General features: G+C 66.6%; 21 protein-coding genes. 6 read left to right on the top strand and 15 right to left on the bottom strand.

Going from position 1 to position 24,516, the window contains the following annotated elements; all coding sequences use genetic code 11:
* Positions 1–2: 2 nt before the first annotated feature.
* The 5 genes from helR to MP11Mi_RS15140 all read right to left on the bottom strand — a co-directional run bounded on the left by helR (position 3) and on the right by MP11Mi_RS15140 (position 9,470).
* On the bottom strand, positions 3–2,150 hold the full coding sequence (helR, locus tag MP11Mi_RS15160) for an RNA polymerase recycling motor ATPase HelR (protein ID WP_420039710.1): 2,148 nt from the start codon (positions 2,148–2,150) through the stop codon (positions 3–5).
* Between the two features lie 115 nt (positions 2,151–2,265).
* Positions 2,266–4,833, bottom strand: a complete 2,568-nt coding sequence (locus tag MP11Mi_RS15155; protein WP_420039709.1) for an FHA domain-containing protein — start codon at positions 4,831–4,833, stop codon at positions 2,266–2,268.
* A complete protein-coding gene (locus MP11Mi_RS15150) occupies positions 4,830–6,689 on the bottom strand; it encodes an ATP-binding cassette domain-containing protein (protein ID WP_420039708.1) in 1,860 nt (619 codons plus the stop codon). The genes MP11Mi_RS15155 and MP11Mi_RS15150 overlap by 4 nt, the downstream gene beginning before the upstream one ends.
* Before the next feature lie 15 nt (positions 6,690–6,704).
* Positions 6,705–7,883: a type III polyketide synthase gene (locus MP11Mi_RS15145; RefSeq protein WP_420712800.1), complete on the bottom strand. Its 1,179-nt coding sequence runs from the start codon at positions 7,881–7,883 to the stop codon at positions 6,705–6,707.
* Positions 7,884–7,976: 93 nt separating this feature from the next.
* On the bottom strand, positions 7,977–9,470 hold the full coding sequence (locus tag MP11Mi_RS15140; RefSeq protein WP_420039707.1) for a fatty acid desaturase: 1,494 nt from the start codon (positions 9,468–9,470) through the stop codon (positions 7,977–7,979).
* 219 nt (positions 9,471–9,689) lie between these two features.
* Here MP11Mi_RS15140 and MP11Mi_RS15135 point away from each other — a divergent pair, with 219 nt between their 5' ends.
* Positions 9,690–10,421: an LppX_LprAFG lipoprotein gene (locus tag MP11Mi_RS15135; RefSeq protein ID WP_420039706.1), complete on the top strand. Its 732-nt coding sequence runs from the start codon at positions 9,690–9,692 to the stop codon at positions 10,419–10,421.
* Between the two features lie 52 nt (positions 10,422–10,473).
* Here MP11Mi_RS15135 and MP11Mi_RS15130 read toward each other — a convergent pair whose 3' ends face one another.
* From MP11Mi_RS15130 to MP11Mi_RS15100, 7 genes are all read right to left on the bottom strand, one after another.
* A complete protein-coding gene (locus tag MP11Mi_RS15130) occupies positions 10,474–12,060 on the bottom strand; it encodes an alkaline phosphatase D family protein (protein WP_420039705.1) in 1,587 nt (528 codons plus the stop codon).
* A gap of 78 nt (positions 12,061–12,138) precedes the next feature.
* Positions 12,139–14,442 carry an FdhF/YdeP family oxidoreductase gene (locus tag MP11Mi_RS15125; protein ID WP_420042126.1) on the bottom strand — a complete coding sequence of 768 codons (2,304 nt, stop codon included), beginning with the start codon at positions 14,440–14,442 and terminating at the stop codon, positions 12,139–12,141.
* Positions 14,443–14,522: 80 nt separating this feature from the next.
* Entirely contained in the window at positions 14,523–15,386 is an 864-nt protein-coding gene (fdhD, locus tag MP11Mi_RS15120; protein ID WP_420039704.1) for a formate dehydrogenase accessory sulfurtransferase FdhD, read from the bottom strand.
* 61 nt (positions 15,387–15,447) lie between these two features.
* Complete coding sequence (locus tag MP11Mi_RS15115; protein WP_420039703.1) at positions 15,448–16,548, bottom strand: sulfate/molybdate ABC transporter ATP-binding protein; 1,101 nt, start codon at positions 16,546–16,548, stop codon at positions 15,448–15,450.
* Complete coding sequence (modB, locus tag MP11Mi_RS15110; protein ID WP_420039702.1) at positions 16,545–17,333, bottom strand: molybdate ABC transporter permease subunit; 789 nt, start codon at positions 17,331–17,333, stop codon at positions 16,545–16,547. Before modB ends, MP11Mi_RS15115 begins: the two co-directional genes overlap by 4 nt.
* The gene (gene modA, locus MP11Mi_RS15105) at positions 17,330–18,094 is read right to left on the bottom strand and encodes a molybdate ABC transporter substrate-binding protein (protein WP_420039701.1); all 765 of its coding nucleotides are present in this window, start codon (positions 18,092–18,094) and stop codon (positions 17,330–17,332) included. The genes modB and modA overlap by 4 nt, the downstream gene beginning before the upstream one ends.
* 31 nt (positions 18,095–18,125) lie before the next feature.
* Positions 18,126–18,569: a TOBE domain-containing protein gene (locus tag MP11Mi_RS15100; protein ID WP_420039700.1), complete on the bottom strand. Its 444-nt coding sequence runs from the start codon at positions 18,567–18,569 to the stop codon at positions 18,126–18,128.
* A 112-nt stretch (positions 18,570–18,681) separates the two neighbouring features.
* On the opposite strand from MP11Mi_RS15100, the gene MP11Mi_RS15095 reads away from it, so the two are divergent.
* The 5 genes from MP11Mi_RS15095 to MP11Mi_RS15075 are packed head-to-tail and all read left to right on the top strand — an operon-like array spanning position 18,682 to position 22,514.
* Complete coding sequence (locus tag MP11Mi_RS15095; RefSeq protein ID WP_420039699.1) at positions 18,682–19,755, top strand: ThiF family adenylyltransferase; 1,074 nt, start codon at positions 18,682–18,684, stop codon at positions 19,753–19,755.
* Positions 19,752–20,972: a molybdopterin molybdotransferase MoeA gene (locus MP11Mi_RS15090; RefSeq protein ID WP_420039698.1), complete on the top strand. Its 1,221-nt coding sequence runs from the start codon at positions 19,752–19,754 to the stop codon at positions 20,970–20,972. Before MP11Mi_RS15095 ends, MP11Mi_RS15090 begins: the two co-directional genes overlap by 4 nt.
* Positions 20,969–21,445 carry a cyclic pyranopterin monophosphate synthase MoaC gene (gene moaC, locus MP11Mi_RS15085; protein ID WP_420039697.1) on the top strand — a complete coding sequence of 159 codons (477 nt, stop codon included), beginning with the start codon at positions 20,969–20,971 and terminating at the stop codon, positions 21,443–21,445. The genes MP11Mi_RS15090 and moaC overlap by 4 nt, the downstream gene beginning before the upstream one ends.
* Positions 21,442–22,281: an NTP transferase domain-containing protein gene (locus MP11Mi_RS15080; RefSeq protein ID WP_420039696.1), complete on the top strand. Its 840-nt coding sequence runs from the start codon at positions 21,442–21,444 to the stop codon at positions 22,279–22,281. The genes moaC and MP11Mi_RS15080 overlap by 4 nt, the downstream gene beginning before the upstream one ends.
* Positions 22,278–22,514 (top strand): MoaD/ThiS family protein, encoded by a 237-nt coding sequence (locus tag MP11Mi_RS15075; RefSeq protein ID WP_420039695.1) that lies wholly within the window; start codon positions 22,278–22,280, stop codon positions 22,512–22,514. The genes MP11Mi_RS15080 and MP11Mi_RS15075 overlap by 4 nt, the downstream gene beginning before the upstream one ends.
* Here the strand turns inward: MP11Mi_RS15075 and moaA are convergent.
* Genes moaA through MP11Mi_RS15060 form a run of 3 tightly spaced genes read right to left on the bottom strand, consistent with a single transcriptional unit; the run spans position 22,511 to position 24,425 of the window.
* The gene (moaA, locus tag MP11Mi_RS15070) at positions 22,511–23,509 is read right to left on the bottom strand and encodes a GTP 3',8-cyclase MoaA (RefSeq protein WP_420039694.1); all 999 of its coding nucleotides are present in this window, start codon (positions 23,507–23,509) and stop codon (positions 22,511–22,513) included. The two genes, MP11Mi_RS15075 and moaA, sit on opposite strands and share 4 nt — an antisense overlap.
* Positions 23,506–23,931, bottom strand: a complete 426-nt coding sequence (locus MP11Mi_RS15065) for a molybdenum cofactor biosynthesis protein MoaE (RefSeq protein WP_420039693.1) — start codon at positions 23,929–23,931, stop codon at positions 23,506–23,508. Before MP11Mi_RS15065 ends, moaA begins: the two co-directional genes overlap by 4 nt.
* Positions 23,928–24,425 carry a MogA/MoaB family molybdenum cofactor biosynthesis protein gene (locus tag MP11Mi_RS15060; RefSeq protein ID WP_420039692.1) on the bottom strand — a complete coding sequence of 166 codons (498 nt, stop codon included), beginning with the start codon at positions 24,423–24,425 and terminating at the stop codon, positions 23,928–23,930. The genes MP11Mi_RS15065 and MP11Mi_RS15060 overlap by 4 nt, the downstream gene beginning before the upstream one ends.
* Positions 24,426–24,516: the final 91 nt, after the last annotated feature.

Raw genomic sequence — 24,516 nt, 5'->3', positions numbered from 1 at the left:
GGTTACTCGCTCGTCAGGACGATGAGCGCCTGTGTGGACCTGGTCATCGCAACGTACCGGTCGACGGCTCCGGCGACATCCTCGCCGAACTGCTGCGGGTCGACGAGGACGACGAGGTCGAACTCCAACCCCTTAGCGAGGGTCGGCGTCAGCGACGACACGCGCGGGCCTGCGTCGAATCCGGGTGCGCCGATGACGCAGGCCGTGCCGTCGGCGTGCTCGCGCAGCCAGTCCGCGACAGTCGATTCGAGGTCGGCGAGGTCGCCGTAGGCGACGGGTATCCCACCCGAGCGGACCGATGTCGGGACGTTCGCGTCGGGCAGCGCCTGCCGGATGACCGGAGCCGCGACCGTCATGATCTCTTCCGGAGTGCGGTAGTTGACGGTGAGCGTGCGAAGCCGGGGCTCCCCCGCGCCGACGCGCTGCAGTCGCTGCGTCCAACTCTCCGTGAAGCCGTCCCGGGCCTGTGCCCGATCACCGACCACGGTGAAACTGCGGGACGGACAGCGGTCGAGAAGCATCCGCCACTGCGCGTCTGTCAACTCCTGCGCTTCGTCCACCACGATGTGGGCGAACGGTCCGGCGAAGGAGTCCGGTTCCGGGCGTTCGGATCCCGAATCGTCGACGATGACACCCTGGATGTCTTCGGCGCGCAACATCGACACGAGCGCCTCACCGTCATCGGACGACGAGATGAGATCGTCGACCACGCTGTCCATCGTGCGCGTGCGCTCGGCGGCGGCGGCTCGGTTGCGCGCCTCGCGGCGGGCAGAATCAGAGTCGCCGAGACGTCTGCGCGCGGCGTCCAGAAGCGGCAGATCGGCGTCGGTCCACGCCTTGGCGTCTGTGCGTTGCAGCGCACAGACCTGGGCTTCTGTCAGGTCTGGTGCGCAGCGTCGGAGGTACGCGGGGACGGTCCACAAGTCGGACACCAGGTCGTCGGCTTCGATGACGGGCCACACCTTGCCGAATGCGACGACGAGATCCCGGTCGGCCGCCACGGCGGCCCGCATCTGTCCCGACTCGTCGTCCTCACCGTCGGTGACGATGTCGAGGAGCGCCTCCCACACGTCGGTGCGCGCTTCGTTGTGGGGCGATCCGGGTTCGGCCGCGCCGAGGGCTTCGGCCCAGTCGGTGACGCTCACCCACACGTCCCCGTAATCGGTCTCAACCTGAGTGCCCTCGCGGGGAGGTTCCTCGTAGAAGCGCACGGCAGGTTCGATCGCCGCGACCAGGTCGACGCTCGCCTTGAGTGCCGCCACCTCCGGATCAGATTCAGGGACCGCCCGCTGCCCCTCCGCCACCAGGTCGGCGAGCGTGCAGGTGGCGACGCCGTCCTCGCCGAGACTCGGCAACACATCGGCGATGTACGCGAGGTAGGGCCGGTGCGGTCCGACGAACAGGATGCGTCCACGGCCGCCCTGTAACCGCGGGTCGGCATACAGGAGATACGCGGCGCGGTGCAGCGCGACGACAGTCTTGCCGGTGCCTGGGCCCCCGTCCACCACCAGTGGTCCCCGCGACGGCGCGCGGATCGCCGCGTCCTGATCGGCCGCAATGGTCCCGAGCACGGACGTCATCGTCGACGAGCGGCTCGCCGCCAGCCCGGCAAGGAACGACGACTGCGCGTCGAGAGCGCCGCTCGGCGTGTCGTCGCCAATGCCGAACCACTCGTCCCAATAGTCGACAACCACGCCGTGCGAGCCCGCAGGGTGGCGTGACCACCGGTAGTGGCGGCGGCTCACCAGCCCTTGCGGGTCAGCGAGGGTCGCGGCGAAGAAGGGTGCGGCGGCCGGCGTCCGCCAGTCGACGAGAAGCGTCGCTCCGTCGGCGTCGGAGACGCCGATCCGGCCGATGTACGTCGACTCCCCGTCTGTCGCGGTAATCCGTCCGAGGATCAGTTCCGCACCGAGCCGAGAGAGCCGACGCAGGCGTCTCTCGAGGCGACGCACTTGCAGGTCGCGTTCCACGCCGCCCGCGCCACGCAGATCCGTCGTCTTGCGGGCGGCGTCGAGTTCGGCCGTCGTCTCGGCGGTCTGCTCGTCGACTCGGCGTCGTACGGCGTCGAACGCCGACACGTCTAGACCTATCACTGCCGGGTCGGACTTCGACGAAGAAGAATCGGAGAGGTGAAAGACAGTGCTGGTCACAGGGCCCTTTCGTGATGTGGAGGCACCATTCTGCACCCGCACCCACCCCTTGCCGCAAGGCCCCGTCCCGCCGTTATAGTGAAAGGGGAACGACGTCCAGTGCTTGCGTGGACAATCAGTGCTTGCGTAGCCGCAGTCGCCAGAAGACGAACGCCGCCAGCACTACCCCGATCGCCGCGAGCGCACCGTACGAGACCGCCGCATGAGTCGTCGACGGTTCCCAGAACGGGTACATCATCGGATCGTCGCGTGCCGCGCGGTCCACCGGGTTCACCTGCGACACGTCAGGTGCGATGTATGGGACGTTGACCGCCTGCGCCGCGTTCGCGAAACCCCAGTAGGTCGGCAGCAGCCATGTGAACGGCTGGACCACGGCAGAACTGATCGCGATGACGCCGCCGGACAGGACCAACTGCACCATGATCACGATGACCAGCGGTGGCATCGTCTGCTCGCTGGAACGGACCGCTGCCGAGATGGCGAGCCCGACGAGCACACCGACCCACGCGACGGTGGCGACCGCGAGGAACAACGTCACCGCGGGCGGGATCATCGGGTACGCGGTACCCGGTTCGGTCGACGAGTCGGCGTTCGGCATCGCGCGCAGTCCGTATGTGAGGCCGACCATGACGGCTGCCTGCAGGGTCGCCACAACACAGAACACGACGACCTTGGCCGCGAGATACGCCGCGGGCCGAAGTCCGACGGCGCGCTCGCGTTCGAAGATGCTTCGTTCAGCGACCAGGTCGCGCACGGCTAGCGCGGTACCCATGAACGCGGCACCGATCACCAGCACGGTGAGAATCTGGAGTGCTTCGCCGACATCGCTCGGTGCGGGCCCTTTCATGTCGGGACGAGTGAACCCTTTGTCACCCGGGACCACGAGGACGAGCAGTCCGAGCACCACCGGCATCAGGACGAGAACAGCCAGGTACCCGCGGTCGGCGAGGATCAGCCGCACCTGCCGCCGACCGAGTGTGCTGAGCTGACGAATAAGGCTGGCGTGCACCACTTTCGGCGGCTGTCCCGCTGGTGGCGGCTGTGGCGGCTGCGCGGTGTGCGGATGTCGCGTCCGATACCGGGCCCATGCCCGATCCGGCTGCTCGGCGACCTGAGCGAAGATCTCGGCCCAGTCGGTGGTGCCCATTTCGGCGGAGACGTCGCCCGGCGCTCCGCAGAACGCGGTCTTCCCGCCCGGCGCCAACAACAGGACCTGGTCGCACAGGCTGAGGTAAGTCAGCGAATGCGTGACCACCAGCACCACACGACCGGCGTCAGCCAGCCTGCGTAACGTCCGCATCACCTGCTGATCCAACGCGGGATCCAGCCCAGAGGTCGGCTCATCGAGGATCAACAGCGACGGACCGGTCAACAGTTCCATCGCCACCGATGCGCGTTTGCGCTGTCCGCCGGACAGATTCTCCACGCGTGTGTCGACGTGTTCGATCAACTGGAGTTCGGAGAGGACGCCGACGATCACCTCGTCGCGGTCGGCCGTCGACAAGTCCTTCGGCAGGCGCAGCTCCGCCGCATACCGCAGAGCCTGCCGCAAGGTCAGCTTGTGGTGCAGCACGTCGTCCTGGGGAACCATGCCGATACGCGAGCGCAGCGCCTCGTACTCGCTGTGCACGTTGCGTCCCTCGAAGTTAACGACGCCTGCGGTCGGCCGGTTCAGGCCCGCAGCGATCTTCGAAACGGTCGACTTGCCTGCTCCCGACGGACCGATGATCGCGGTCAGCGTGCCGGGTGCGGCATTGAACGAGATGTCGTTGAGCAGCGTCTTGCCGTCGACGGTGAATCCGATGCCGCTGATGTCCAGACCGCCCGACACCTGCGCCTGCGGACGACCACGGGTGAGAGTCCCCTGCGCCACGACGAAGTCCGAGTTTCCGATCGTGACGACATCGTTCTCCGACAACCGTCGTGACGCGACCCGATGCCCATTTACGAACGTTCCGTTGACGCTGCGCAAGTCTTCGAGCATCAGACCCTGCGGCGTCGACGTCAGGCGCGCGTGGTGGCGGGAGGCGAGGACGTCGCTGACGACGATGTCGTTGTCCGGCGTGCGACCGATCGTCTTCGCACCGGTCAATGAGAACTGTTCACGCCCGCGAAGGTCGCCGGGTACCTCATAGACCGCCGACGCGTTTTGGTGCAACGCTGCCAGGTGCGGCGCATCGGGCAGTGCGCCAAACCGGGGCGGGGCCTGCCGGTAACCGCCGGGTGGCGACTGAGCCGGAGTCGGAGCCGTCCTCGGCACCGACCCCGGCCGGTGTGCCTGCGGCGGCGGTCCCTGCGGCGGCGGTCCTTGGTACGTCCGCGCGGACTGCTGATCGACCGAAGCCGCCTGACCGGCGACGTCGACGAGCGGCCCCGTGCCGCCGTCGCCCAACCGGATCTGCAGTGACCGGGTGACGCGCACTGACTGCGACCGAACACCGTCGACGTAAAAGCCGTTGGTGCTCCCCCGGTCGATGACCCACCACGTGCCGTCGACGAATTCGAATGCCAGATGGGTGCGCGAGACGAGTGGATGGTTGACGACCACGTCGTTCTCCGGGGTCCGGCCCAGCGACGCCGGGCTGCTGCGCAGGATCTGGGGGCGCGCCTGCGCGACCCGCACCGACAGCGGCGTGATCAGAGGTGACCTCGATGGGGGCGAACTCAATGGGAGCGAACTCATCTGGAACCTTCTCGTCGTGCGGATCCGGCGGTGTGCTCCTGCACACCGACCTCGAGTTTGATCAGGGTGTCAGCGGCGTCAAAGTAGCGGTCGTCGTGGGTGATGACGATGACCGTCTTCCCGCGCGCGGCCAGATCGGCGAGTATCACCCGATAGAACCGGTCCCGGAACTGAGGTTCCTGGTCGGCGGCCCACTCGTCGAACAGATAGATCGGGCGGTCTTCGAGCATCGCGGTGACCAACGCCAGCCGTTTGCGTTGGCCCTGCGACAGCGCGACCGTCGACAGTCGTCCGTCGCGGACTGTCACCTTGTCGGCGATACCGAGCATCACCAGATAGCCTCGGACCTCATCATCGAGACCGGGCCGGTCGAATCCCAGATACTCGTCGAACAAGTGGAAGTCGGTGAAGATCGCCGACGTGTTCTGCCGGAACCATTCGATGTTCTCGTGGTCGATGCGTTCGCCGTCCAACGTGATCACGCCCTGCTGCGGGATGTAGAGACCAGTGATCAGCTTGGCGAGAGTCGATTTGCCGCTGCCGTTGCCACCGACGATGAACGTGATCTCGCCCGGCCGGAAGACCGCGTCGATCGGTCCGAGGTGGAAGCCAGTCGGCGGCGGACCGCCGGGTCCGCCCGGTCCACGTCCGTCGGGCGGCGGTGGACCCTTCCGTCCTGGCGGCGGACCGACGGGTCGGCCGCCACGCCCCGGACGTTGCGGCAGACGACCGTCGGGCACCCCTTCGGACCGCCCGCCGGCTGCCCAGTTGACGTCCGGGCGCACACGGTCACCGGGCCCCGGACCTCCGGGCGGCGGCGGACCGCTCGCCCCCTGTTCAGTGAGATAGGTGTACGCGACGCCCGACAACGCAAGTTCGGCTGGCGACGCGAGCGGACGTTCCACGTACGGGAGTGACTCCTCGTCATGAAGGGCGCCCATCGAGAGTTCGAGCGAAGTGATCTTGGCGAGTGCGACGTCGCCGCGAAGCAGATCCGGAATTCGGCTCATGAAATTCTGCATCGGCATCGCCAGGAACGTCGTGACGATCACGTAGCCGACCATCGTCTCTTGCGAGAGGTCCAGCCAGAAAGCGACGCCGAACAGGATCACCGCCATTGTGGCGAGCTGCAGAACCTGACCGATGTTTTGGCCGAGCGAGAACTTGACGCCGGCTTCGACGTTCTTGCTGCGCAATTCGCTCGCGGTCCCGAGAAGCCGACGATCCATGAAGTCACGTCGCCTCGCACGGTGCCCTTTGAGTTCCTTGATGCCGACGCTCACCGCGTGGAACGAGTTGATCAGGTCGTCCTCGTTCTCACGTGCCGACCGGAAGATGCCGCGGACATGTTTCAGGAACGATTCGACGGCCCCGATCGCGATGAGTGTCGCACCTACCTGGATCGCGAACAACGGCGTCGACAACACAGCGAGGTAAGTCAGACAGCCGACGATGGTCGCGACGTCGACGCACATGCTGGGAATCGCCGAGACAGCCATCGACAGCGACCGAACGTCCTCGGTGAGGGTGGCGAGCAGCCGATGCGTGCCGAGACGTTCGAGGTGTTCCAGCGGCGCCGAGACGACGCCTGCGCTCAGCTTGGCTCGAAGTCGATAGATCGCGTCCTGCGCGAGTCGGATCAACAGGATCTGCGACGCGAGCCCGGTCACGATGACGACGGCGACGGTGACCGCGAAGCGCTGCCACGACGGGTCCGTGTCCGCGCCCGGGGGCGCGACCGCGGCATTGATCTGGGTGACCAGGTAGGCGTTCGCACCACCGCCGATGAGTCCCATGACGACGGCGGCGACAATGCCGGTCCAGGAGACCGACACGAGGAACCGGAGGAGTTTCATGACGTACATCCCCCGCTATCGGACCAGGTCGAAGAGTATTCCTTCAAGCGTCACACCGGGCGCGAAGGAGAATGCCACTCCGGTCGACAGCGTCGATCCGTCGTCGTCGTCGGCGGCGATGAGCTTCTCGAGCACGAATACCAACGCGACGCTCAACATATTGCCGTACTCGGCGAGCACGTCCCAGCTCGCGCGCGACCGGTCGTCGGCGAGGCCCAGTGACCTCGCCGACTGTTCGAGGATCGCCGGCCCGCCCGGATGGATGGCCCACAACGCGATGTCGTCGCGCACCAGGCCAGAGCGTCCGATCGCCTCGTCGATCGCCGGGCCCACCCCGCGGTAGATGTACTCCGGCAGGTTCTGAGCCAAGTCGCAGGTGATGCCGTCATCGTTGACGCCGAGCACGATCCCGTCCTCGGTGTCGGCGAATAGGTGGCTGAACGTGTCCCGCACAACCACCTGGCCGGCTGGCAGCTCACGCCCGACCTCGCTCGCGCCGACGACCATGGCGCCGCAACCGTCGCCGAACAGGCTGTGGGTGACGATTTCCACGACGTCGTCGCCGAACACGGCGTTGACCGAGCTGAGCTCCAGGCAGATCACGAGCGCTTTGCGGTCAGGATGGGCGCGGACGTAGTCGGTCGCGGTGCGCAAGCCGTTCACGGCTGCCGCGCACCCCATGAAGTTGACGACGACGCGGTTCACCGACGGAGCCAGGCCGAGGCGTTTGATAACGGCGACGTCGACACCCGGGGCGATGAAGCCCGTGCTGGTGACGAAGACGACGAGACCGATGGCGGATGCCGGGTCGTCGAGGTCCGCGACCGCGCGAGAAGCGACGTCGACGGCCAGCGGGACCGCGTGCTCGAAGTACAGATTCATCCGGTCGCGGACGGTGCCCGCCCGTTTGCTGAACTCGACGAACTCGGGAGTGGTCGGGTCGATGGCCAGGTGACGGCTCGCGATCCGGGTCTTCTCGTACACCCGGAAAATCCGTTCACGTTGCGCTGAATCGTCGATGATCTGCGCGGCGCGGTGCGCCGCGCTTTGCTGGTCGAACACGGTGCGCGGTGCTCCGGTCGCGAGCGAGGAGATCACGGCGACCGTGGTCGGGGGCGACGGCCGCTCGTCGGCCATGAAGCCTCCGGCAGGTACGGCATTCGGCCGGTTCTGCGAATCGAAGGAGAGGGTCATGACGGTCCTTTCTGGCGGGCGAACGTCTGATTCACAATCATGTCCGGTTCGTGGTTTGGAGAGAACAATTCATCGATCGGGCGAATGATCACCTCAGACCGTTCCGATCCCGGTGAATCCCTTCACCGAGTAGTCGGCGCACGTCTTGATCGCGGTCAACGAGAAGTGTTCTCGGACGAACCCCCAGTCGTTCTCTTCCGCGGTCCGGGAACGAGCACCAAGGTAGGTTTTGATTTGTTTCGGGAACCGATCGGTGAAGAAGCTCTTCGCCGGAAGCCATTCGACGCCGAACCGCGCGGACTCTTCCCGCAGAACTTCCTCGGTCACTATGTTCGAGAATCCGCTGCGTTGATACGGCAGGACATGGTGCACGCGGTGCGAACTCAGCCCGGCCGAGAGGAAGCAATCGAGGTAACGGTTGCCGATCACTTTCAGGTCGTAGGCCTGCTCCACCTGGTTGACCGCCCAATCGTCAGTATCGGTTTCGATCTCGTCGGCGTCCACCTCAAAATCGTGGCTGGCGACCACGAGGAATGTCGAAATCCACAGTGTCGCGACGAACTGCAGCACCCACGCGAGTACGTCGCCTGCGATGATGAAGACCACGAATTCGCCAAGCAGCAGGATTCGCATACCGAATGCTCCGACGAAATGCGGCAGACCGCCCCGCCACGAGCCGTACATGTCGGCGATCCCAACCTGCCGAGTCAGTTTGCAGATCTCCAACAAGCGGACCGTCATTCCGGTGACTGTGTGCCCAAACTTGTGCAGAGTGTGGATCGGAACTCGGTACAGACGTGGAAGATCCATCATGAAGGTGAAGACGTTCTTCTTGATGTCGACCTGACTCTGGGTGTGCGGATGGTGCAGCAGGGCATGGCCGTCGGCCGTCACGAACGACAGCGCGACATAGTTCATGTCGAAGGCGTTCACCGCGAGCTTGTTCGCCCCCTTCTGAGCACGATGGATCGCATAGTGGCCGATGCCTGCCATCGCACTCCGCAACACGACCATCGCGACGACGAATGCGGCGAGCGGCATCCAGGACGTGTCGTAGAGCCGTAATCCCATCACGGCGAAGTACGCGATGAACAGCGTGATCGCGACGGCGTCGAAGATCCGATCCATGCGTTTGATACGAGCGACGAGCTCGGGTTCGGCGAGACGCTTCTTCACAGCGTGCAGCAGGTCGGTACGCTTGCCGAAATCGTAGTGCGGAGTGTCGCGCCAACTGTCGAATCCCTCGGTGAAGAGAAAGGCGGGCGCGTTCGCTTTCGGGTGGACGTCTTCAATCACCGCATCCCGCCCCAGGGAGAACCGTTCGATCATACGACCGACTTTCTCGGGGTCTTTGTGATATGAGCCGATAATCGACGTTATATCGCGATTCTTGGTTCTTCCGATGAAGAACTCGCCACCCGGATGCTTGGAGATCCAATCGGACAGGTCATATGCCTTGCCGTTGTAGACCCACACGTCGGAGAGTTGCGGACCACCGTCCGGCGCAGACTTCCGCCCGAGATCGGGGCCGGGGGAATCATCGGGGAGACCGTTCGCCTCACTTGCTTGAACACCGTCCGATGACATCGCCTTCTCCTCTTAGTGGCATGCTCGGCGAGCTGCCTGATGCGATCGACTCTCGCATGCGGACGCAAGAGCGTCAGCGGTATTCATTCAAACGGTAGAGATACGCGTCGAACTCATTCCGGTCGCTTCGAGTGTGCGGTATTGTACCGATTTGTGAAATCAGACACATACCCGGCCTCGTCCAGAGTGAAGCGTTGGGCTGCCCCGACAGTCGCGACCATGGCCATCTGCGCCGTGGTATTGACCGGCTGTTCGTCCGAGACCAAGAGCGACGAACCGACGAACTCCGCCCCGCCGACCTCCGAGGGACCGCGCTCGGGAGAGGCGCCGAAGGTCGACTTGAACGACGCCGCGGCTCTCCTCGATCAAGCCTCCAAGACCACTCGTCTGACGTCGGCGGTCCACATGGAACTGAAGGCCGACCCGGAGTTCAAGGGTCTCCCAGTGGAGGACTTGAACGCCGACGTCGTCGTGAAGCCCGAGCCTGCGGCCAAGGGCGACGGCAAGTTCCGCCTGACCGACGAGTACAAAGACGCCGAATTCGTCATCGTCGGCGGCACCCTATATATCAAAGAGTCGGGCAAGACGAAGTGGGAGACGTCTCCGGCGGGCGAGCGCTCATACGACCCGTCGGTCGTGCTGTCGGAAGACAAAGGTTTAGCGAACGTGCTCGCGAAGTTCAAGAACCCGAAGGTGGCGGGCACCCACGAACGCAACGGTGTGAAGGCCGTCAAAATCACCGGAACGCTCGACTCCACCGACTTCGAGGCCATCTTCCCGACGCAGGGTCCGGGAGCCCTCAAGGGCGAGCATCCCGCGACCGCCTACATCGCCGCCGCCGCGCCGTACAACCTCGTCGAACTGTCGATCAACACGACGGACGGCGATATCGCGCTGACCACGTCGAAGTGGGACGAGACCGTCACGATCACCAAACCTGCCGGGGCCTGAGCGCCACGACCAGTGATGTGAAGGCCGGTTCGCGCACGGCCGGAACCGGCCTTCACTTCTCGGGAGTCAACTCCTTGCGGTACAACGACTTTCCGTCCGCACCGCATAGGTCGACGGTCAATGTTCCGGTGGCCGAGGAGATCGTGACCTTGCCGAAGTGCTGGAATCCTTCGGCCGGCGAGGTGTCCGCCTCGGTCGGGGCATGCACGAACTCGTACTTCGCGCCGAACGTGCCGTCGAGCGGGCTCTCCGGGAAAGCGCCCGCGTGCAGCGGACCCGACACGAACTCCCAGAACGGCGAGAAGTCGGAATATCCGGCCCGGTTCGGGTCGTACGAGATGGCCGCCGTGTAGTGGACGTCGGCGGTCAGGTACACGATGCCCGGCACGTCCTTGGTCGCCGACAGGATCTTGGAGAACGCGATCTCGCGACCGAGCGGAGCCGCCGGGTCGCCCTGTGCGACGGCCTCCATCGAAGGACGCGCGCCCGGGCGGTCGCTGTTCGTGTCCGGTACGACGATACTGAGCGGCAGATCGTTCGCTACGACTTTCCAGGTCGCTGTCGAAGTCGTCAGACCGTCGATGAGCCACTGCGTCTGGGCGGCGCCAAGGATCCCGCCGTCGTCGCTGGTCTTCCACGCATCCGGATTGGCGTCCTTATAGGTCCGCATGTCGAGGACGAACACGTCCAGCAGTGGTCCGTACGCCACCTTCCGGTACACCCTGTCGCCGTCGCCGAGCGTGGCAGGCTGCCATTCGGTCCACGCCTGGCGTGCACGGTCGGCGAGGATGTCGACGTTCATCTCTGTGTAGCCTTCACGCTTCTGACCGGTGAGGTCTTCGCCGGGATACCAGTTGTTGATCACCTCGTGGTCGTCCCACGCGATGATCTGCGCGACCGACGCCGCGAACCGCCGATAGTGCTTGTCGCTGAGGTTGTACGCGTAGTTGCCGCGGAATTCGGTGAGAGTCTGAGCGGGTCGGCTCTTCGCGTCAGTCGTGATGTTCCGGTAGATGTTGCCGTCGTTCTGCTTCTTGGTCGCCTCGACCGGCCCGTCGGCGTAGATCGCGTCGCCAGAGTGCAGGAAGAAGTCGGGTTGGGCGTCGGCGATAGCCCCGAAGATCGTCATGCCGTCCAGATCGGGGTTGATCCCCCACCCTTGGCCGACGACATCGCCGGACCACGCGAAGGTGATGTCGGCCGCTGATGTCGGCGCGGTGACGAGGACACCGGTCGTCGGCTCCGACCGAGCACCGTCGTCGCCTTCGAGCGTCACCCGATAGTGGACGGTCTGCCCGGGTTCGAGTCCGGCGACACGCAACCGGCCGGTGCCGTCCGACGCGGGGGTCAGTCGCGGGCCGCGGAAGGTCTTCGCGTTCGCGAACGACTCGGTGGCCGCAGTCTCCACGAGCATCCGTGCCGGTTGGTCCGAGCGCGCCCAGATCAGCGCGCCCGTCGTCGCGATGTCGCCCGCGGCGACGCCGTGCGTGAGCGTCGGACGGTCGCGTCGAACGCCCGGGGACGCGTCACCGCGACTGCATGCGGCGAGTGTCGTTCCGGCCGGAATCATCAGTGCGCCAGCGGCTCCGGCGCGGAGGACGGTGCGGCGGGACAGTGCGGGGTTGCGGTGATCGGGCATGCAGCAAGCGTCCCCGGCACACCCTGCCGTCGACCCAACACCAGGTGGCGTGCAGATTGCCTTACGGTGCAGGTCGCTCTACGAGGACGCGGCGATCCGCACGAGAACGTTCTTCATCAACGGCTGGTCGCTCTGGGTGCTGTAGTCGGCGGCGCCGATGAGCGCGTTCATCTCCGGCATGTATCCGGCCGCCGCACCAACAGGGAGATCGTAGGTGATCGCCCGATACCGCGTCAGTGACCGCTGCGTGCCGTCCTTGGACGTCGCGACGATGTCGACGAGCGAGCCTTCGCTCAACCCACGCTCGCGCATATCGTCGATGTTCATGAAGACAAGCTCTCGCAGGTTTTTGATGCCTCGATAACGGTCGTCGCTCGAATAGATCGTGGTGTTCCACTGATCGTGCGACCGCATGGTCTGCAGGACCAGGACGTCGGCGTCGGCGGGGATGGCGTTCGGGATCGGAGCCTGCGAGAACTCGGCTCGCCCACTGGGCGTGTGGAAGATCCGTTCGCGCGCGCCTTGCGGGATGCGGAAGCCCATCGGTTCCCGCACGAGTCGGTTGAATCCTTCGAAGCCCGGGAGCACCCGTGACATGGAGTCCCGGATCCGGTCGTAGTCGGCGACGTAGCTTTCCCACGGCGTCGGGCTGTCGGGCAGCGTCGCGCGCGCCATGCCGCCGAGGATCGCCGGCTCGGACCGCAGATACTTCGATGCGGGCTTCTTCTTGCCCATGGACAGTTGCACACTGCTCATCGCGTCCTCGCACGAGACACCCTGCAACCCAGTCGCCTGCTCGTCACGTTCGGTGCGCCCGAGACACGGCAAGATGAGGGCCCTGCGGCCGTGCACGAGGTGGCTGCGATTCAGCTTGGTGCTGACCTGAACGGTCAGCTCACAATTGCGCAGACCGTGCGCCGTGTACTTGGTGTCGGGCGCGGCGAGCACGAAATTCCCGCCGAGCGCGACGAACACCTTGACCGAGCCGTCGTTCATCCCTTTGATGGTGTTGACCGTGTCCAGTCCCGGTTCGCGTGGCGAGACGATCCCGCATTCGGCGTCGAGAGCGGCGAGGAAGTCTTCGCCCGGTCGATGGTCGATGCCGCAGGTCCGGTTGCCTTGGACGTTGCTGTGCCCACGAATGGGTGACGGGCCTGCGCCCTCACGGCCGATGTTGCCCCGCAGCAGGAGCAGGTTGGTGAACTCGCGGACGGTGTCGACGCCGTGCTCATGCTGGGTGACACCGAGACACCAGGAGATGATGCTGCGCGGCGAGTCGAGGTAGATCTGCGCGACCGCGCGGATCTGCGTTTCGCTGACACCGGCCTGCAAGGACAGTTCCTCCCAACTCGCCGAGTCGACGAGCGCGCGATACTCGTCGAAGCCGTGAGTGAAGCGTTCGAGGAAATGATGGTCGATGGCGCCGCCGCGCGGTTCGGCGTCTTCGGCTTCGAACACCGCTTTGGCCATCCCGCGGATGAGCGCGAGGTCACCACCCGGACGGACCTGGACGTTCATCGTGCTGGTGTCCGTCGCCTGGAACGTCGCCATCTGCATGATCTCGTGCGGAACGATCGTCCGGGTACCCGCGAGTTCGGGCATCGGGTTGACGTGAACGACCTGCGCGCCGCGCTTGACCGCGTGCGCAAGGGAGGTCAACATGCGTGGTGCGTTCGACGCTGCGTTCACCCCGAGTACGAACAGGGCGGTGCACGCATCCCAGTCGTCGAGCGTGACGGTGCCCTTACCGGTCGCGATCGACGCGGTGAGCGCTCGACCGGACGCTTCGTGACACATGTTGGAGCAGTCGGGCACGTTGTTCGTGCCGAATTCACGAGCCCACAGCTGGTAGAGGAACGTCGCCTCGTTCGAGAGTCGGCCGGACGTGTAAAACGCTGCCGCATGCGGGGTATCGAGTGCGCGCAGTTCGTCGCCGACCATCGCGAATGCGTCATCCCACGAGATCGGAACGTACCGATCGGTGGCCTGGTCGTACGTCATCGGCTCGGTGAGCCTGCCCTGGTCTTCGAGGTCGAAGTCGGTCCAGCTCGCGAGTTCAGTGACGGTGTGTGCCGCGAAGAACTCGCGGTCGACCCGCTTGGGCGTCATCTCCCACGTCACGTGTTTGAGGCCGTTCTCGCAAATGTCGAGCGCGACGCCCTTGTCGTCGGGCCACGCACAGCCGGGGCAGTCGAATCCGCGGACCGGATGGTTCATCGTCAGCATCGTCGTCGAACCCTTGACGAGTTCACGTTCCCTGATCAGAATCTGCGCGACCGACCGCGCCGCACCCCACGCCGCGGCCGGATGGTGGTACGGCTTCGACGACCACTGCTTGGACGTCGTCGGACCGAAGCCGCCCTGACGCGGCGCATCCGGCATGAGACCGGTGAACGCCGACGCCGGCGAGAGCCCGACCGGGGCGGTCTGAGCGGGAGCGCTCGGGGTGTTCTCTACGTCGGTCATGTCAAGGCCCTCACTCGTAGGTTCAGCGGATTGTCGATGCGTTGCGGATGCGTGTAAACGTTCATGGTCTGCCCGCGCAGGAAGCCGACGAGTGTCAGCCCGGAATCGCGCGCGAGTCGGACGGCGAGCGACGACGGCGCCGACACCGCGGTCAGCATCGGGATACCGGCCATGACGGCCTTTTGCACGAGCTCGAAACTCGCGCGCCCGGACACCTGCAGCACAGTTCCACGTAGTGGGAGTCGGTCGTTGAGCAGCGCCCACCCGATCACCTTGTCCACGGCGTTGTGTCGCCCGACGTCCTCGCGCAATGCGAGCAGGTCACCGGCCACGGCGTCGAATAGTCCCGCCGCGTGCAGTCCGCCGGTCTTGTCGAAGACCGTCTGCGCGGCGCGGAGCGCGTCCGGCAGTTCAGCGATCCGGCTGGCGTCGACGACGGTCTCGTCGCCGGTCAGCGTGAACGCCGACACGGTGTGCACGGCATCGATGCTCGCTTTCCCGCACACACCGCACGAACTGGTCGCGTAGAACGAGCGCGCATGCTTGCGGCCAAGCGGCCCGACGTCCGCGGTCAAACTCACGTCGAGGACGTTGTACGTGTTCTCGCCGCCACCGCTGCCGGGCCCGCCGCAGTGGATTGCGGCGTGAAACTGGTCGCCGCGCGCAATGATCCCTTCCGACACCAGGAATCCCGCGGCGAGTTCCACGTCGTGTCCTGGCGTCCGCATGGTGACCACCAATGGTTCACCAGCGACTCTGATCTCCAGCGGCTCCTCAACTGCGAGCACGTCGACGCGCGCGGCACAGCTTTCACCCACCGACACCTTCGTGATCGGCCAACGCGCAGTAATTCGTCCCACACTCCCACGATAGGACGTTCAGAGGGGAAGGGGGCGAGATACCCCGTGTCGCGGGCCGGCGTCACCCAGGCGTGGCGTGGACGTCAGAGTCGCTTTCGTCCGAACCGCCTGCGGTGCCGACCACGCGCATTCCGCGCGGAATCAACCTGTATCGGTCCCCCACGCGCGGCAGCGAGCCGTCGCCGACACGCAGCGCGTCGTCCACCGGCAGTTCGGCGTGCAGTCCCGACCCAGTCTCCAGGCGGACGACGCCGGCCCGCACCGAGACCGACGTGAGCGCACTGGACGCGCCGGAGTCACCGCTCCCCTTCTCGACCGCGACGTCGCGAGGCGCGACGACCCCGACGGCCGGGTCACCGTCGCGCAGTCCGTTCTCGGGGGCCCCGTGCAACACTGCTTCCCCCGTGTCGAGCCGTCCGCCAATCCACCGACCGCGCACCACGTCGAACCCGGCGAGTGCCGCGGTGAACGCGCGTTTCGGACGTACTGCGAGGTCGGACGGCGTCCCTGATTCGACGACAGTTCCCCGATTCATCACCAGACAGGTGTCGGCCCACTGCCACGCATCAGACATCTCGTGAGTCACCAGAACCGCGGTGGTCCCCGATCCGGTCAACTCGTCGGACAGGATCGCGCGGACGATCGGCGCGCTCTCTGCGTCGAGAGCGGCGAACGGCTCGTCGAGCAGGAGCACTTGCGGCTGCGACGCGAACGCGCGGGCGATGGCGACGCGCTGCTGCTGGCCACCCGACAGTTCGTGCGGCCGCGCCTTGGCCCGGTCGGCGAGACCGATCCGGTCAAGCCACTCCCCGACTGTCGTCTTGGAATGTGCGCGATCGAGCCGCCGGGCGCGCGGCCCGAACGCGATGTTGCGCTCGACCGACAGGTGCGGGAACAACCGTGCACGCTGGTCGAGCAGCGCGATTCGCCGCGATTCGGGGGGACGGCGGACCGAGCCCACGGCCTCCACCGTCGCGCCGCCGACGGTCAGCACACCTGACTTCAACGGTGCGAGTCCTGCGAGCGCCGCCAGAACCGTCGACTTACCTGAGCCGTTCGGCCCGAGCAGTGCCACGCAGCCGCCCGCGGCGACGTCGAAACGCACCGACACATCGAACTCGGCACGCGCCACCGTGAGGTCGGCGCTGATCGCGGCGGTCATCGGACGGCGTCTTCACGCCAGGACCGCAGCCCGCACACGACGACGGCGGCAGCGACCAAGAGCAGGAGCGACAACGCGACGGCCGAGCCCTGGGTCACCCCGACACCGTTGAACGCCGTGTAGATCGCCAGAGGCATGGTGCGGGTCACGCCGGGCGCATTGCCCGCGAACAGTGCCGTCGCCCCGAACTCGCCCAGTGCGCGCGAGAACGCGAGGACCGTTCCCGCGACGACGCCCGGCATCACCAACGGCAGAGTCACTCGCGTCAGGACGCGCCACCGTCCCGCGCCGAGCGTCGACGCAATCTGCTCATGGGAAATGCCCGACGTGCGCAACGTGCCCTCGACGGTGATGACGAAGAACGGCAAAGCGACGAAAGCCTGCGCGATCACGACTGCGACCGTCGTGTACGGCAGGCTGTAGCCGCTCCACAGGTAGATCGGTCGGCCAATGAGGCCGGAACGTCCGAGCAGCGACAGCAATGCGAGACCGCCGACCATCGGCGGAAGTACCAGCGGGATCAGTACGAGGGTGCGCAGCACCGCAGCTGTTCTGGGCCCCGCCCGTCCCAACAGCAGCGCCATCGGCAGTCCGACGACGAGACACGCCGCTGTCGCGCACGCCGCCGTCGACAACGACAGTCCGAGAGCCGTCATCGACGCCGACGAGAAGAGATCCTCGCCGAGGGTGGCCCACCGGACCCGGGACACCAGTCCGACGATCGGCAACAGCAGAAGTGCGAAGCCGACGAACGCCGGGACGTAGAGGAATCTCGGCAGACTCACGCAGGCCCGAACCCGTACTGCCGCAATATCTTCTGGCCCGCCTCCGAAAGGACGAAGTCGCGGAAAGCTTTCGCCGCGTCCGGCGACGGAGCGTCGTTCGGAACGACGATTGGGTATCGGTTGATCGCGTCGTCCGCGTTCGGCGGAGTGACGCCCTCCAGTGTGCCGTCGGACGCGGCGACGTCGGTCGCGTAGACCAGACCTGCATCGGCCTCACCGTTCGACACTCGGGTGACCACACTTGTCACGTTGGTCTCCTCGCTGACCGGTGTGACCTTCACTCCTGCCGCCTTCAGCAGCTTCTGCGACGCGGACCCGCACGGGACTTCCGGGGCACACAGCACCGTCGTGACGTCCGACTTCGTGAGATCCGCGAGCGTCGTGATGCGCTTCGGATTGCCTGGGGCGACCGCGATCTGCAAGGTGTTCGTCGCGAAGACGTCCCCCGGTCCGCTCAGTCCCGCCTCCGTGACGGGATCCAGGCTCGACTCGTTGGCGAATGCGATGACATCGACGTCGGCGCCTTCGACGATCTGCTTGGCGAGCGCCTGCGACCCGTCGTAGACGATCGGTGCGACGTCGTACGCGGGGTTCGTGTCGGTGAAGGCGTGCGCGAGGTCGTCGAACGAACCCTGGAGCGACGCTGCGGCGAAGATCGTGATCTGCCCGGACGCGTCATCATCGTTCGAGCCCCCGCACGCGGTGAGCATGAGCGCCATCACGGCCAGGAACACGGCGAACAGTCGGCCAGCTCGGGTCACTCCGGATCTCGTACTGCCGCTTGTCGTCATGTCATTTCCCGTCATGTCGTCGTTCTCCACCGTGTCTTCGCTCTTCTGTGTCGGACGGCGTCTCCACGATCACCGTCGTGGCTTTGACGCTCGCGGTGGCGAGTGACCCGACTTCTAATCCGAGTTCGCGGACCGCCTCGGTGGACATCAACGAGACCACGCGGTGCGGACCGCACCGCATCTCGACTTGTGACATCACCGGATCACTGCGTACGTCGGTCACGATGCCGACGAAGCGATTGCGGGCACTCGACCCTCGATCGACGGGATCATCTTGCTCACGTGCCTCGTCGGAGAGGAATCGCGCGAGGTCTCCTCCATCGACGACCGCCCGACCCGCGGAGTCGCGATGCGCGGACAGCTTTCCCGCGTCGATCCACCGGCGAAGTGTGTCGTCGCTGACTCCGAGGAGCCCCGCAGCTCGGCTGATCCGCAATTCCGTCACAAACTGGAGATTATCACCGTGAATACGGAGTTACCGCGCAAGCCACCGACTGCTGTGCCGCCGGCTCGCGGCGAACGACGTCGCGGCTACCCGGCCGGGATATGTTGGATGCATGCCATTGCCCCCGCTGGTGGAACCTGCGCCGTCGATCCCCGACGACGAGCGAGCTCGGGCGGCACGCCAGATCCGACTCCCGGAGATCGGCGACGCTGGACAGCGGCGACTGTTCAACGCCAAGGTGTGCGTGATCGGCGCGGGAGGCCTCGGCTCCCCGGTCCTGCTCTATCTAGCGTCGGCGGGTATCGGCACGATCGGGATCGTCGACGACGACGTCGTCGACGCGTCGAACCTGCAGCGACAGGTGCTCTTCGGTCTTCTGGACGTCGGACGCGCCAAGTCGACGGCCGCCGCCGAACGTGTGCGGGTGCTGTCGCCGCACACCGACGTGATCGAACATCGACTTCGCCTGACCGCGTCGAACGCCGCCGCCCTGTTCGCGCCCTACGACCTCGTCATCGATGGCAGCGACAGCTTCGACACCCGCTATGCCGTCGCCGATGCATGCGCCGACCTCGGGGTCCCACTCGTGTGGGGATCGGTCCTGCGATTCGACGCGCAGGCGACCGTGTTCTGGTCTGCGCCACCGACCGGCGCACCGATCGCCCTGCGCGACGTCTTCCCCGCACCCCCGCCCGCAGGCGAAGTCCCCAACTGTGCCGAAGCGGGAGTGCTCGGAGCATTGTGCGGTCAACTCGGCGGCATCCTCGTCACCGAAGCAGTGAAACTGATCTGCGGCGCGGGCGAATCGCTCCTGCGGCGGATGCTGGTCCTCGACGCCCTCGGCTCCCGAATCGACGAGGTTCCGCTCGCCCCACCCGACCGCGGCCCGCGAATCGGGCGGGTGCCAGTCGGCGACGCCAACGCCCTCTCCACCGCAACGATCCTCGATGTGCGCGGCGACGACGAGGTCGCGGCCGGGACCCTGCCAGGCGCTCGGCACGTCCCACTCGACGACGTGCTCGCCGACGCCGGATCCGTACCGGTTGGCGACGTGACCGTCGTCTACTGCCAGGTCGGTCCGCGCTCGCGCGCGGCCGCACACGCCTTGGCCGCCGCGCACCCGAACGCCGACATCCGCACTCTCGTCGGCGGCTATGCCGCATGGTCGGAAAGGACCGCCTCATGACCCCCACGAGTCCGGCGACTACCGTCGCCGAACACCGCGACCGAGTCCTCTCCGCGACGACGCGGACTCCACTCATCCGAGTGCCTCTCGCCGACGCGGTCGGGTGCGTGCTCGCCGAGGACGTCGTCTCCCGCTGGCCCGTTCCGCTATTCGATAACTCGGCGATGGACGGCTACGCGGTGCGAGGCGCTGACGCGGCAGACGGTGCGGTGCTGCGGGTCGTCGCCGATGTTCCGGCCGGTTCCGCGCTCGATCCGCCGATCGGCGCGGGCGAGGCCGTCCGGATCATGACTGGTGCGCCAATGCCGTCCGGCGCCGATGCCGTGGTGCCGCTCGAACACACCGACTTGGGCACGGTGATCACCGCCGACCCTACCGCCGCAATCACAATCACCCGAGCGCCGGCACGCGGCGCCCACATCCGTCGCCTCGGCGAGGATGCGCCCGCGGGTGCGGTCGCTGTCGCCGCGGGCACCGTCCTCGGACCCTGGCAGTTGTCGGCGATCGCGTCAGCCGGACACGCTCGGGTCGCCGTCCACCGCGCTCCTCGCGTCGCGGTCGTGTCGACCGGTTCGGAGTTGATCGACCCGTCGGGCACACCGGCGCGTGGTCAGATACCCGAGTCGAACTCGATCTTGCTCGCCGCGGCAGCCCGCTCCGCCGGTGCCGAGGTTGTGACGGTCGCGACCATTCCCGACGACGAGTCCGCGCTGGCCGCGCTGCTCGCCGACGTCGAGGCTGACGCGGTGATCCTGTCCGGCGGCGCAAGTGTCGGAGCGTTCGACGTCGTGAAGGCCGTCCTCGACGGCAGCGGCACCATCGAGTTCGGCCCGGTCGCGATACAACCAGGCAAACCGCAGGGATTCGGCACCGACGACGCCGGGCGTCTCGTGTTCGCTCTGCCCGGGAATCCCGTGAGCGTCGCCGTCTCGTTCGAAATGTTCGTGCGCCCCGCGCTTCTCGCGACGGCGGGACGCACAGACATCGACCGACCGCGGGTCACCCGCGCCGCGGCGACCGGCTGGCGCTGTCCCGCCGGGCGCACTCAAGTCCTGCCCGCGGTGATCGACACAGACACGGTCCGTCCGGCCACCGCGGGCGGAAGCGGCTCCCACCTAGTGACGTCGCTGGCCGTAGCCCAGGCGCTCGCGATCATCCCCGCCGACACCGACCGCGTCAATGAAGGGGACCTCGTAGAAGTCATGGTGCTCTCATGAGTTCTGATCAGCCGTTCACTCACCTCGACAGCGCGGGCGCGGCCCGGATGGTCGATGTCACCGAGAAGTCGCCCACGGTCCGCAGCGCCACCGCGACCGGCTTCGTCCGATGCGGTCCGCACATCGTCGCCGCACTCCGGGACGGGACCACGCCGAAAGGCGACGCCCTCGCCGTCGCACGGATCGCGGGCATCGCGGCAGCCAAGCGAACACCGGAGCTGCTGCCCCTTGCCCACGTGATCGGTGTACACGGAGCGATTGTCGACCTCGATATCGCCGACGACGGCGTGGCGATCCAAGCGACCGTCCGGACCGCGGATCGGACCGGCGTCGAGATGGAGGCGCTCACCGCGGTGTCGATCGCCGCACTTGCGATCATCGACATGGTGAAGGGACTCGACAAATCCGTCACCGTCGAACAGATCCAGTTGACCCGCAAGACCGGCGGCAAGAGCGGCGACTGGATCCGATGACGGCGGCGATAGTCCTCGCGGGCGGCCGCGGCTCCCGGCTCGGTGGGGTCGACAAGGCCGCCGTCGAGGTTGCCGGTCGGCCGCTCGTCGATCACGTTTACGCAGCACTCGACGGATGCGACCCGATCGTCGCCGTCGGACCCGCCAGCCTCGCCCGCCCCGGTGTCCACGTAGTCCGCGAGGATCCGCCGTTCGGCGGCCCAGTCGCCGCGACCGCTGCGGGCCTCGACGCGATCGGCGACGCCGACGAGACGTGGCTGCTTGCCTGTGACCTGCCGCGCGCCGATCGGATCGTCGGTCGATTGCGCTCGGAGCCCATCGGTGACGGCGGCGGCGTCGTGCTCGTCGACCGCGAAGGCCGCACACAGTGGCTGGCGGGACGCTACCGGGTCGCAGCCCTGCGCTACGCCGTCGCCGCACTCGATGACTTAGCCGGGGCTTCGGTGCGGCAGTTGGTCGGCGGTCTGCCGCTGCGAACGGTCAACGACGTGGACGATGCCAGCGCCGATGTGGATACCCCGGCGGACCTCGACACGTACCGACTCCTAACCGTATCGACGCTCAACAAGGGACACTCAGCCATGACAGACACCGCAGACAAGCCGCTGCCGAACCTTGACGGTTGGATCGCCGAACTCGCGCCCGCCCTCGGTCTCGGCGACGTGAACGTTCCGCTCCGCCCGCTCCTCGATCTGACTCGCGAGGTCGCGCATGGCGTAGCCCGCCCCGCCGGACCGATCACCACGTATCTGGTCGGTCTAGCAGTCGCCCAAGGCATGTCGGTCGACGACGCCCACGCCGTCGTCACCCGTCTCGTCGAGGGGCGCTCGGAGTGAGGATCCGCTATTTCGCGGGAGCCGCTGACGCTGCCGGGCATCGCGAGCAGACGCTCGACGGACCGATGTCACTTGCCGCCCTTCGTACCTCGTTGGCCGACGAACACGGCCCCGAATTCGCCGCCGTCCTGCGCCGCTGCTCGCTGATGGTCGACGGCGCCCGACTCGACGACGACGCTGTCGCCGACGCGGACTCCACCGTCGACGTTCTCCCCCCGTTCGCCGGCGGCTAGCCGCCGATCGCGGACATGGGTCGGTCGGGTTGGAGGAAGTTCGGGCCGTCGATGCCGTGGCCCTGGCGTTTCCCTTCGACAGATCGGCGGACCATCGCAACGATGTCGGCGTCGGTGCCGCCAGACCGCAGTAGGTCGAGCAGGTCCGACTCGTCGCGCGCGAAGAGACAATTGCGCAACTGGCCGTCCGCGGTGATCCGGACGCGGTCGCACGAACCGCAGAACGGCGCGGACACCGAGGCGATGACGCCGACGGTCGTCGGTCCGCCGTCGACGCGGAACACCTCTGCGGGATCCGAACCGCGTTCGCCGATTGGTTCCAAGGTGAACACCTCCGACAGCTGGTCGAGGATCTCCTGGCCGTCGACCATCGTCGCGCGTGACCAGATGTGTCCAGCGTCCAACGGCATCTGTTCGATGAATCGCAGCTGGGCTTCGTGCGCTTGAGCGAACCGCAGCAGGTCGACGAACTCGTCGTCGTTGACTCCGCGCATGGCGACGGTGTTCAACTTCAGCGGCCGCAGACCCGACAGGCGGGCCGCGTCGATGCCCGCGAGCACATCGTCGAGCCGATCGCGGCGCGTCAACTCGTGGAAACGCTCGCGGTCGAGGGTGTCGATGCTGATGTTGAGTCGTTCCAGGCCTGCGGCGACGAGATCGTCCATTACCGCGTGCAAGCCGACGGCGTTGGTCGTCATCGACACCCGCAACCGGCCGTGCCGGGTTTCGATCTCCGCGAGTCTGCGCACCACGTCCACCGCGTCCGGACGCAGCAGCGGCTCGCCGCCCGTCAACCTCACCTCGGTGATTCCGAGCCCAGCGAACGCCCGGGCGACCCGCTCGATCTCGTCGGTCGTCAACAGGTTCTGCTTCGTGATCCACGGGACGCCTTCTGCGGGCATGCAGTACGTGCATCGAAGATTACACTTGTCGGTCAGGGATATCCGCAGGTCACGGTGCACTCGACCGAACCGGTCGACTAATTCCCCACTCATGTCAGACCGCCCAAACCAACCCACGACGACGTGCCGTCGGATTCGACTTGCTTCTTCCACACCGGCAGCTCCGCTTTGACGCGCTCGACGAGTTCCCGACTGACGTCGAAGGCCTGTGCGCGATGCACCGACGACACCGCGCATACGATCGCGACCCCGCCGACCGGGAGATCTCCGATACGGTGGCTCACCGCGACCCTGGCGTCCGAGGTGTCCACCGACGCGGCGATCCTCGCGAGGATGTCGGCAGCATCTGGGTGCGCGCTGTATTCGAGGAGGACGACCCGTCCCGCCGCATCCGGATCGATGTCGCGGACGGTTCCGACGAACAGCGCGGTCGCGCCGGCGCTCGGCGATGCGACCGCGTCAAGATGCGCTGCGACGTCCAGAGGCTCGTCACGCAATTCGGATATGACGATCATGCGTGGTCTCTCCCGTCCAACTGGGCGACAACGTGTTCGGCGATCGTCAAGATCACCGGCACCCCGTCGCGCACTGCGCCGGTCGATCCCGCGAGATTGACGACCAGCGACGGCCCTACGGTTCCGGCGAGTCCGCGCGACAGCATCGCCTGCGGGAGTTGCGTCACACCGACCGCGCGTATCGTATCGGCGATCCCGGGTAGCTCGCGGTCGAGGAGCGGACCGGTGGCTTCCGGAGTGACGTCCCGCGCGGCGATGCCGGTACCACCGGTCGTCACCACCAGTCGCGAACCCGCATCGACCGCGGCCCGGATCGCGCCCGCGATGGCGGTGACGTCGTCCGGCACCAGAACCTGGTCCGCGTGCCATCCCGCAGCCGCAAGCTGCTCTACGGCGAGCGGTCCCGACCGATCCACCGCGGTGCCGGCCGCGCACCGGTCGGAGACCGTGATGACCGTCGCGGCCTTCAGGTGCCGGGGAGCAGGATGTGGCATCCCTCCAGTGTTCCACGCACACGGTGTCCGCCGCTGCGGCACGCCCGGCCGATCCGACAGACCACATCCCCCAGTGCAGCCCTCGAACCGC

Origin of the sequence: Gordonia abscondita, from assembly GCF_032711245.1 — a bacterium.
Lineage (GTDB): Bacteria > Actinomycetota > Actinomycetes > Mycobacteriales > Mycobacteriaceae > Gordonia.
The sequence above is the reverse complement of the archived record's forward strand: the minus strand, read 5'-3'. Positions and strand labels throughout refer to the sequence as shown.